This window comes from Brevundimonas sp. P7753, from assembly GCF_013386595.1.
Classification (GTDB): domain Bacteria; phylum Pseudomonadota; class Alphaproteobacteria; order Caulobacterales; family Caulobacteraceae; genus Brevundimonas; species Brevundimonas bullata.
The window spans coordinates 1-8193 of record NZ_JACARP010000095.1; the positions used below are offsets into that span (position 1 = coordinate 1).

The following is an 8193-nucleotide window of genomic DNA, read 5'->3' on the forward strand; positions in this document are numbered from 1 at the left end:
GTCAGGGTTCCGAGGTGGATGAAGCCGGCGATGGTCTCGCCGTCCTGGACGCCGAACAGGGCGACGGCGGCGGGGTCGTAGGCGTACCAGTCGGTGATCCAGCTGGCTGAATAGCCGAGGGCGTCGGCGGCGTGTTCCAGGTTCATGCAGACGGCGCCGGCGGACAACTGCTGCTCCCAGACCGGGACCTTGTGGCCCTGGATCGGGGTCGAGACGACCATGATGGTCAGGGGCGGGTTGGCCAGCTTGGCTAGGACGGCCAGGTGCTTGTCGATGCGGCCTTGTGTTTCGGCCAGGACGGCCAGGGCCTCGGACAGGTCCGCGCGGCTCTGCGGTCCCAGCACCACGAAGCGCCAGGGGAAGAGCTTGCCGTGGTCGGGGGTGCGGGCGCCGAGGTGGAGGATCTGCTCGATCTCGGCCTCCGACGGGCCGGGGGCGGCCAGCAGCTGGGCCGAGGCCGAGCGGCGGTTCGCCAGACGGGCCAGAACTTCGTCGGAGCGGACGGGCAGGGGCAGGGCGGCGCTGAGATCGGTCATGCCGTCTAGCTAGGATTTCATCGCGCCGGGCGCCATAGCGGAGGGATGCACGATATTCCCGACATCAAGCCCCGCTGGGCCGAAGACCTGTCCGAACCGCCGAAATGGGTCAGCCACGGCGAGAGCGTCCTGATCGACACGCCGTGGATGACGGTGACGCGGCATCCGGCGACGGCGCCGACCGGAGCGTCCGCCGACTATGTGGCGATGCGGCCCAAGAACGTGGGGACCGGGGTCCTGCCTCTGCACGAGGACGGGACGGTGACGGTGGTCGGGCAGCACCGTTTCACCCTGATGCGCTATTCCTGGGAAATGCCCGAGGGCGGGGCGCCGATGGACGAGGGCCCGTTCGACGCCGTGCGCCGCGAACTGGCCGAGGAGGCGGGATTGGCGGCCGAGCACTGGCGCGCGGCGCTGGATATGGACCTGTCGAACTCGATCACTGACGAGCGGGCCATGACCTGGGTGGCCTGGGGGTTGAGCACGGTTCCGGTCGATCCCGATCCGACCGAGGTGATCGTGTCGGCGCGCGTGCCTTTCCGCGACCTGCTGGCCGAGATCGAGCGCGGGGCGGTGCGCGACAGCCTGACGGTGGCGACGGCCTACAAGGCCTACCATATGGCCCGCGAAGGCGCGCTGCCCGCCGCGCTGGCGCAGGCCATGCTAGGGGCGTAGGATCGCGTGACGGAAACGGGAGGCCCGATGGCCAAGCTGGAAATCGTGCCGCAACAGCCGGACCTCTGGTCGCAACTGCGCATGGCGGCCGAGGAGGCCGCGCGCGAGGAGCCGCGTCTGGCCTCGCAGCTGAACGCCGTGGTGCTGGCGCATGACGATATGGCGGGGGCGCTGAGCTTCCAGATCGCGCGTAAGCTGGACGACGCGGAGCTGGGGGCCATGTCGTTGCGCGAGGTGGCGCTGTCGGCCTTTGCGGCTGATCCCGGCATCCTGACGGCGGCGGAGGCGGACCTGAAGGCGGTGCAGGACCGCGATCCGGCCATCCGGTCGCTGTTGCAGCCCTTCATGTATTTCAAGGGATTCCAGGCGCTGCAAGCCTGGCGTGTGGCCCATTGGCTGTGGGGGCAGGGGCGCGACACCCTGGCGTTTCACTTCCAGAGCCGGATTTCGGAGCTGTTCCAGCTGGACATCCACCCGGCGGCGCGGATCGGTTCGGGCGTCTTTATCGACCACGGCACCGGCATCGTCATCGGCGAGACGGCGGTTGTGGGCGACGAGGTGTCGATGCTGCACGCCGTGACCCTGGGCGGGACCGGCGCCGAGCGCGGCGACCGCCATCCGAAGATCGGGCGCGGCGTCCTGCTGGGGGCCGGGGCCAAGGTTCTGGGCAATATCGTGGTCGGGGACTACGCCAAGGTGGCGTCCGGGTCGGTGGTGCTGAAGCCCGTGCCGGCGGGCTGCACCGTGGCCGGGGTGCCGGCGAAGGTGGTGGCCTGTCCGACCGACGCGGCGCCCGCGCGGACGATGGACCATACGCTGGCCGATATCGCCTATGATTATGTGATCTGACCCTGCCGCCTGTGGACGCCCGATACGTGGGCTTCCCATGAGGAAGCGGCTTCTCTAGGTTCCGCCGTCAACGAGACACCAGCGAGGCTACCCCGTGAAAGAATCTGATCTGAAGCGCGTCGAGACGCACCTGAAGCGCACCTTCAACCACGGCGGCATCAAGGTGAAGGCCCGTAAGGTCGCCGACTCCGCCGAGGTCTATGTCGATGACGAGTTCATCGGCGTGGTGTTCGAGGACGAGGACGAGGCCGGCTCGTTCATGTTCGAGATGGCGATTCTGGCCGAAGACCTGCCGCAGGACTGAGGCCGCGCCTCCAGGGCTTTCTCTGGAAGCACGCACGAAAAAGGCCGGAGGGGCGAACCCTCCGGCCTTTTGTCGTTTTGGACCTGTGGTGGGCCTAGAGGCCGAACAGGCGGGCGAAGAAGCCCTTCTTCTTTTCAGGCTGAGGCGCAGCGGCGACGGGCGCCGGTTGCGGGGTCGGGGCCGGAGTGGGGGCGGGCTTGGGCGCTTCGACCGGCTTGGGAGCCGGAGCGGGCGCGGCGGCGACCGGAGCAGGCGCAGGCGTCGGAGCCGGGGCAGGCTTGGCCGCGGCGGCCGGCTTCGGCGCAGCAGGCTTGGGAGCGGCGGCGGCCTTGGGCGCAGCGGCCTTCTTCGGAGCGGCGGGCTTGGCGGCGGCGGACTTGGTCGCGGTCTTGGCCGGAGCCGTCTCAGGCTTGGCGGCCTTCGGGGATGCCGCGGTGCTCTTGGCGGCGGCGGGTTTCGCGGCGGCCTTGGCAGCCGTCTTGGGCGCAGCGGGCTTTGCGGCCGCTTTGGGCGCAGCGGCCTTCACGGCAGGCTTGGCGACGGCGGCCTTGGGCGCGGCGGTTTTCGGCGCAGCCTTCGGTTTTGCAGCGGCCTTGGGCGCCGCAGCGCTCGACTTTGCCGCTGGTTTCGGCTTGGAAGCGGCAGGCGCCGCCTTCGGCGCAGCAGTTTTCGATTCAGACGGTGCTTTAGCCATGGATACCCGGACCCCTCAATGGATACGGGCGATCCGCACGCCCGCACTCGTGATTCGTTATCATAACGGTGTTTGAGAAATGTCCGAGTCCGCTCTTCAGGTAATCGCACGCGGCGAACGCGAGCCCGCCGAGGCCGCCGCCGCCATGATCGACGCCGACCCCATGCTGGAAAACGCGACCTATTCGATCCTGGAAGAGGACGAGGACAAGGGCGTCTGGCGCATCGACGCCTTTCCGACCACGGACGAGGAAGCCGAGGGCATAGCCGCCATCCTGCGTGCGCAGGGCGAACTGGAAGTGATCGTCGAGAAGCTGGCCGACGCCGACTGGCTGGCCATGAGCTTGTCCGGCCTGCCGCCGGTCGAGGCCGGGCGCTTCTTCGTCTATGGCGCCCATGATCAGGGCAAGATCCCCGAGGGTCGGGTCAACCTGAAGATCGACGCGGGCGCCGCCTTCGGCACCGGCCACCACGGCACGACGGTCGGTTGTCTGGAAGCCTTCGACAAGCTGTTGCAGACCGAGACGTTCGACAAGGTTCTGGATGTCGGCTGCGGCACGGGCGTGCTGGCCATCGCGGCGGCCAAGACCGGCTCGCCCATCGCCGTGGGCACCGACATCGACGAGCCCTCGGCTCGCATCGCCAACGAGAACGCCCAGATCAACGACGCCAAGTGCGAGTTCTATTTCGCCGACGGCCTGAGCGATGCATGCATCGCCCAGCACGCGCCCTATGATCTGGTCTTCGCCAACATTCTGGCCGCGCCGCTGGTGTTCCTGGCCCCCGAGATCGGTCAGGCGCTGAAGTCGGGCGGGGTGGCCATCCTGTCGGGCCTGCTGCGCACGCAGGAAGAGCGGGTGCTGGAAGCCTATCTGCCGCTGGGCTTCGTGGTCGAGCAGACGATCCACCATGATGCGTGGACGGCGCTGCAGTTGCGTAAATCCTGAGCCTTCTCCCCTTGAGGGAGAAGGTGGCATGCGGAGCATGACGGATGAGGGGGAGGCCGGCTTTGCGCGGGACCTTTCCGTCATGTTCGCTGAACCCGCCCCCTCATCCGAGCGCCTCCGGCGCCCACCTTCTCCCTCGAGGGGAGAAGGGATAAGGAACAAATATGCGCCAGACATTTGACGAAACGACCGATCCGTCCTTCGGGGCGAAGCATCTGCCTTTGCTGCGGGCGAAGATGGCCGAGCAGGGCCTGGATGGCCTGCTGGTCCCGCACGAGGACGAGCATCAGAACGAATACCTGCCCGACGCCAGCGAGCGTCTGGCCTGGGTCAGCGGCTTCACCGGCTCGGCCGGGGCGGGCGTGGTGCTGATGGACAGGGCGGCGGTCTTCGTCGACGGCCGCTATACGGTTCAGGCCAAGGCCCAGACGGACGCGGCCCTGTTCGAGCGCGTCGAATTGAACAGGCTGGCCGCCTGGCTGGAGGGCGTGAGCGCCGGTTCGGTGATCGGCTATGATCCGCGCCTGCATAGCCCCGATGCGTTGACGACGTTGCGCGCGGCGGTCGAAAAGGCGGGCGCGACCCTGAAGGCGGTCGAGCCCAACCCCATTGATCTGGCCTGGGGCGACGCCCGCCCGGCCCAGCCGCAGGCGCCGGTGGTGCCGCACGACGACCGCTATACCGGCGAGAATGCTGCGCTGAAGCGCGCCCGTATCGGTCAGGCCGTCGCCGCCAAGGGCGCGGACGTGGCGGTGCTGACCTCGCCGTCGTCGCTCGCCTGGCTGTTCAATATTCGCGGCGGCGACGTGATCCGCACGCCCCTGCCTCTGGGGCAGGCGGTGGTGAAGGCGGACGGCACGGCCCAGGTCTTCCTCGACCCCGCCAAGATCACCAACGAACTGCCCGGCTGGCTGGGCGACGCCGTGACGCTGGAGGCGCCCGAGGCGCTGCCCGCCGCTCTGGACGCCCTGTCGGGGCAGAAGGTGCTGATCGACCCGGCGGTGTCCTCGGCCTGGTATTTCGACCGGCTGGAAGCGGCCGGCGCCAGCATCGTTCGCGGCATGGACCCCTGCGCCCTGCCACGCGCGCAGAAAAACGACGTCGAGATCGAGGGCAGCCGTCAGGCGCACATCCGCGACGGCGCGGCCCTGACCCGCTTCCTGCACTGGGTCGATACGGTCGCGCAGAAAGAGCTGCCGGACGAGCGGGCGGTGGTCGAGGCGCTGGAGGGCTTCCGCGAGGCGACCGGGATGCTGAAGGACCTGTCCTTCGACACCATCGCCGGGGTCGGGCCGAACGGCGCCCTGCCGCACTACAAGCCGGTCGGGGCCAAGATCCGGCCGATGGAGGCGGGCAGCCTGCTGCTGGTGGACGGCGGCGGTCAGTATCTGGACGGGACCACGGACGTGACCCGCACCATGGCCATCGGCGAGGGCACGGCGGATCAGCGCCGCATGTTCACCCTGGTCCTGAAGGGTCATATCGCCATGGCGGTGATCCGCTTCCCCGCCGGGACGACGGGGCATCAACTGGACGCGGTGGCGCGTCAGCCGCTGTGGAGCGCGGGCTTTGACTTTGATCACGGCACCGGCCACGGCGTCGGCTCCTATCTGGGCGTGCACGAGGGGCCGCAGCGCATCGCCCCCTACGTCAACACCCAGCCCTTGCTGACGGGCATGATCCTGTCGAACGAGCCGGGTTATTACCGCGAGGGCGAGTGGGGCATCCGTATCGAGACCTTGCAGGTCGTGACGGCGCCGGAGCCGATCCCGGGCGGCGAACGGCCGATGCACGGCTTCGAGCAGCTGACCCTGGCGCCGCTGGATCGGCGGCTGATCGACGTGGCGCTGCTGACGGCGGACGAGCGGGCCTATGTGGACGCCTATCACGCCGAGGTCCTGGCCAAGGTCGGGCCTCTGCTGGCCGAGGGCGTGCAGAAGGACGAGGCGGCGCTGGAATGGCTGAAGGCGCAGACGGCGCCGCTGTAAGCCGATGATCGGCGCCATCGCCCTGCTGCTCGTCTGCCAACTGGCGGGCGAGGTCATCCACCGGTTGACGGGCCTGCCCCTGCCGGGGGCGGTGATCGGCATGGTGCTGTTGCTGGCCTGGCTGGCGCTGGTCCCGCGCGAGCGGCTGACGTTGACTCAGGTGACGGGCTGGCTGACAGCGCATCTGTCGATCATGTTCGTGCCCGCCGCCGTCGGGGTGATGGAGGAGGGGGCGATCCTGTCGCGGTATGGCCTCGGCATCGTCGTGGCGGTGGTTGTCTCGACCCTGCTGACGCTGGCGGTGACGGCGCTGGTGTTTCGCGCCGTGGCGGGACGAGAGCCGGAGAACGAAGAGGGCGCGTCGTGAGCGAACTGATCGCGACGCCCCTGTTGTGGCTGGCGGTGACGCTGGTGGTGTTCGAGGCGGCGGATGTGCTGTCGCGGCGCAGCGGGCGCCATCCGCTGTGCCATCCCGTGCTTCTGGCCACGCCGGTGCTGATCGGCGTCCTGCTGGCGACCAAGACGCCCTATCCGTCCTATGCCGACGCGACGCAGGTTCTGGGCTTTTTGCTGGGACCGGCGGTGGTGGGGCTGGCCGTGCCGATCTGGGCGCAGCGGGCGACGATCCGGCGGCTGGCCAAGCCCCTGGCCTGCGCCCTGATGGCGGGGGCCGTGACGGCTATCGTCAGCGCGGTGGGCATAGTCTGGCTGTTCGGGGCGCCGGCGGAGATCATGGCCTCCATCGCCCCGCGCGCCACGACTACGCCGGTCGGTATGGCGGTGTCGGCGCAATTGGGCGGGATACCGGCGCTGGCGGCGGTGATCGTGCTGATGTCGGGGGTAATCGGGGCGATGACGGCGACGCCGGTGCTGAACTTGCTCAAGATCAGGGACTACCGGGCGCGCGGCTTCGCGGTCGGGGTCTCGGCGCACGGCTTCGGCGCGGCGCGAGCCTTTCAGGTGGATCAGACGGCGGGCGCCTTCGCCAGCCTGGGCATGGCGCTGAATGCGGTGGCGACGGCGACGATTTTGTCCATCGTCGCCAGCCTGATCTGAGCCGCGCATCTTGAAATAAGGCGGTGCGGCGCCCATCTGCCCGTCGCTGGCGGATGCGCCGTCGGCCCCCTCACATCAGAAGGAATGCGCTCATGAAGATGCGCAAGCTGGGCCAAGGCGGCCCTGAAGTCTCGGCCGTTGGTCTGGGCTGTATGGGCATGAGCGCCTTCTACGGCGGCTCGGACGAGGCCCAGTCCATTGCGGTAATCCACCGCGCGCTCGACCTGGGCGTGACCCTGTTCGACACGGCCGAGATGTACGGCCCCCACACCAACGAAGTCCTGCTGGGCAAGGCGCTGAAAGGGCGGCGAGATCAGGCCTTCATCGCCACCAAGTTCGGCATCAACCGTCAGGCGGACGGGTCGGCCATCACCGACGGCTCGCCCGCCAATGTCCGCCGCGCGGTCGAGGGCAGCCTGAGCCGGCTCGGCGTCGATCACATCGACCTCTATTATCAGCACCGCGTCGACCCCAATACGCCGATCGAGGAGACGGTCGGCGCCATGGGCGAACTGGTGAAGGAGGGCAAGGTCCGCTTCTTGGGCCTGTCCGAGGCGGCGCCGGCCACCTTGCGACGCGGCCACGCCGAGCATCCGATCACGGCGCTTCAGACCGAATATTCGCTGTGGAGCCGCGAGCCGGAGGACGAACTTCTGGCGACGGTGCGCGAACTGGGCATCGGCTTTGTGCCCTACAGCCCGCTGGGCCGGGGCTTCCTGTCGGGGGACATCAGGTCGATCGACGACCTGGCGCCCGACGACTTCCGCCGCACCAACCCGCGCTTCAGCGGCGACAATTTCCAGAAGAACCTGGATCTGGTGGCGGCGGTCGGCGCCATTGCGGCGGACAAGGGCGTGACGGCGGCGCAGTTGGCCCTGGCCTGGGTGCTGGCGCAGGGCGAGGACCTGGTCCCCATCCCCGGCACGCGCCGGATCGCCACGCTGGAGCAGAACGTAGCGGCGGCGGACGTCGTCCTGACGCCAGATGATCTGGCGCGGATCGAGGCGGTGTTTCCGCGCGATGCGGCGGCGGGCGAGCGGTATGCGCCGGGCGGCATGAGTTCGCTGAACCGTTGATGGGTTTGATCCTCCCCCATGGAGCCTAGCGAAATGGGGGAGGGGGACCACGAAGTGGTGGAGGGGGCG

General features: G+C 68.8%; 10 protein-coding genes. 8 read left to right on the forward strand and 2 right to left on the reverse strand.

Going from position 1 to position 8193, the window contains the following annotated elements:
• The coding region (locus HX774_RS16195; RefSeq protein WP_178828463.1) for a nitroreductase at positions 1–536 on the reverse strand (536 nt) is incomplete at its 3' end.
• A gap of 45 nt (positions 537–581) precedes the next feature.
• Between HX774_RS16195 and HX774_RS16200 the strand changes: the two genes are divergently transcribed.
• The 3 genes from HX774_RS16200 (at position 582) to HX774_RS16210 (ending at position 2364) form a co-directional block, all read left to right on the forward strand.
• Positions 582–1211: an NUDIX hydrolase gene (locus HX774_RS16200; protein ID WP_178828465.1), complete on the forward strand. Its 630-nt coding sequence runs from the start codon at positions 582–584 to the stop codon at positions 1209–1211.
• 27 nt (positions 1212–1238) lie between these two features.
• Entirely contained in the window at positions 1239–2060 is an 822-nt protein-coding gene (gene cysE, locus HX774_RS16205) for a serine O-acetyltransferase (RefSeq protein ID WP_178828467.1), read from the forward strand.
• 94 nt (positions 2061–2154) lie between these two features.
• Entirely contained in the window at positions 2155–2364 is a 210-nt protein-coding gene (locus HX774_RS16210) for a DUF3126 family protein (protein ID WP_105564438.1), read from the forward strand.
• 94 nt (positions 2365–2458) lie between these two features.
• Here the strand turns inward: HX774_RS16210 and HX774_RS16215 are convergent, their stop codons facing one another.
• The gene (locus tag HX774_RS16215; protein WP_178828469.1) at positions 2459–3058 is read right to left on the reverse strand and encodes a hypothetical protein; all 600 of its coding nucleotides are present in this window, start codon (positions 3056–3058) and stop codon (positions 2459–2461) included.
• A gap of 79 nt (positions 3059–3137) precedes the next feature.
• Here HX774_RS16215 and HX774_RS16220 point away from each other — a divergent pair, with 79 nt between their 5' ends.
• The 5 genes from HX774_RS16220 to HX774_RS16240 all read left to right on the forward strand — a co-directional run bounded on the left by HX774_RS16220 (position 3138) and on the right by HX774_RS16240 (position 8124).
• Positions 3138–4004 carry a 50S ribosomal protein L11 methyltransferase gene (locus HX774_RS16220; protein WP_178828471.1) on the forward strand — a complete coding sequence of 289 codons (867 nt, stop codon included), beginning with the start codon at positions 3138–3140 and terminating at the stop codon, positions 4002–4004.
• 164 nt (positions 4005–4168) lie between these two features.
• A complete protein-coding gene (locus HX774_RS16225) occupies positions 4169–5992 on the forward strand; it encodes an aminopeptidase P family protein (protein WP_178828472.1) in 1824 nt (607 codons plus the stop codon).
• Between the two features lie 4 nt (positions 5993–5996).
• The gene (locus HX774_RS16230; RefSeq protein ID WP_178828474.1) at positions 5997–6359 is read left to right on the forward strand and encodes a CidA/LrgA family protein; all 363 of its coding nucleotides are present in this window, start codon (positions 5997–5999) and stop codon (positions 6357–6359) included.
• Positions 6356–7048 (forward strand): LrgB family protein, encoded by a 693-nt coding sequence (locus HX774_RS16235; protein ID WP_178828476.1) that lies wholly within the window; start codon positions 6356–6358, stop codon positions 7046–7048. Before HX774_RS16230 ends, HX774_RS16235 begins: the two co-directional genes overlap by 4 nt.
• A gap of 92 nt (positions 7049–7140) precedes the next feature.
• The gene (locus tag HX774_RS16240; protein WP_178828477.1) at positions 7141–8124 is read left to right on the forward strand and encodes an aldo/keto reductase; all 984 of its coding nucleotides are present in this window, start codon (positions 7141–7143) and stop codon (positions 8122–8124) included.
• Positions 8125–8193 lie beyond the last annotated feature (69 nt).